A 771-nucleotide genomic window follows, 5' to 3' on the forward strand; every position below is an offset into this window, starting at 1 on the left:
TATTATTTTATTCATCAATTTCCGGCGCCGACCCAAGCTCTGCCTGAATCATCCAGATTTTCTTCTCAATTGCGGTTTTGAGACCAATGAAAATATCTTGGGTACTGAAGTCTTTTTCAACATCGGATACTTCAATGCCGTGTTGGTAAAGGTCTTCCAAGTAACGATAGCCATCAACTAGGTGTGCGAGGCGTTCTGGGGTTGTTTTGTCCCATTCACCAGGCCAGTCTTGAATCTTAGTGTTTTCGACCATTTCTTTTAAGGTCGAGTAAGGACTGCCATCAAGCGCAATCAGCCGTTCAGAAATGACATCGAGTTGGCTGTCAATTTCTTCCATGAACTCATCCATCAAAGGGTGCAACTTCAAAAAGTTGGGTCCACGCATGTACCAATGCGTCTGATGGATAATCATTGACATCTGGCTCAAATCGGCAACGAGTTGATTTAATACTGCTTTGGTTTTCGTATATTTCATTAGATTGATCTCCTTTCGATATGGTTATTATAACTTAGTGGTAGCTTAATCTGAAACGTTATACACTGGCAAATTAAGTTATTTATAGCCCGTAGAATTAAGTCGTTTTGAAAAGATGGAGACGTTATATGGTAGATTGTAAAATTAAATAAATCTACAATTGAATTTTATTTACCTTATGAAGATGTTCAAAACGCGTTAAAGGAAAGTGCGCAAAACCCCTTTATACGTACAAAGGATGAATGGGTAGTGGGTAACAATGAGTGTAAATTAAATAAGGCACAAAAAAGGATGCT

The 771-nt window shown here is 38.4% G+C and carries 1 protein-coding gene; it reads right to left on the minus strand.

Annotation, left to right across the window (positions count from 1 at the left end):
• Positions 1-7: 7 nt before the first annotated feature.
• A complete protein-coding gene (locus tag KGF65_RS16765) occupies positions 8-475 on the minus strand; it encodes a DNA starvation/stationary phase protection protein (RefSeq protein ID WP_015474713.1) in 468 nt (155 codons plus the stop codon).
• Between the last annotated feature and the right edge of the window lie 296 nt (positions 476-771).

This window comes from Lactiplantibacillus sp. 30.2.29 (assembly GCF_018991255.1).
Taxonomy (GTDB): domain Bacteria; phylum Bacillota; class Bacilli; order Lactobacillales; family Lactobacillaceae; genus Lactiplantibacillus; species Lactiplantibacillus pentosus.

What these genes read in the sequence shown, in the direction of transcription:
- KGF65_RS16765 (WP_015474713.1), bottom strand. Translation starts at nt 475, where the DNA reads ATGAAATATACGAAAACCAAAGCAGTATTAAATCAACTCGTTGCCGAT.